This is a genomic window from Bacillus sp. LR--39, assembly GCF_053613335.1.
The window spans coordinates 1-606 of sequence record NZ_JBSIOT010001187.1 but is presented as its reverse complement, the minus strand read 5'-3'; the positions used below and the strand labels follow the sequence as shown (position 1 = coordinate 606).

The window sequence follows — 606 nt, the reverse complement described above, 5'->3', positions numbered from 1 at the left end:
CGGGCCATGATTTCCAAAACAAAAAGCGGAAAGAAGTCGAGCGTCTTGCCGGAGATCAAGTGAAAGTGTGGATTAAGAGCGCGCTCGGCAAACTGCAGGGCAAATACCGGGCGGACGTCTTGAAATTCGGGTATCGAAAAAGCGGAAGGGAAATGGGATGAGATTTTCACCGAAGCCGATATTACATATCATGTTGATATCAACATTGACAACTTCGGGTCAAGCGGCAGAAAAAAATAGCAGCCGGGCATTTCTTTAGCCCGGCTTCCTTTTATTGATCCGCTTTTGTTCGAATATGAAGCATCTTTTCATCCAAGTAGTTCGCGATGTCAGCCGCTTCTTTCAGCTCATCAGTGAGCTGGTTCGGCACTTCATTGTTCAATTTGTAGTAGATTTTATGCTCGAGGCTCGCCCAGAAATCCATCGCGATCGTCCTGATTTGAATCTCCACCTTGGCGTGCTCGACGCGGTTGGTCAAGTAAACGGGCACTTCTACAATTAAGTGAAGACTCCTGTATCCGTTCGGCTTCGGATTTTTAATGTAGTCCTTCATTTTTAAAATTTTGATGTCTTCATGTTCCTTCAGCACTTCAACCATATTGTAAA

General features: G+C 45.0%; 1 protein-coding gene. It reads right to left on the bottom strand.

Translation table 11 applies throughout. From position 1 onward, the window contains the following. Positions 1–271: 271 nt before the first annotated feature. Positions 272–606 (bottom strand): GTP pyrophosphokinase (locus tag ACWHAR_RS29320; RefSeq protein WP_452088724.1); only part of this gene is annotated, 335 nt, incomplete at its 5' end.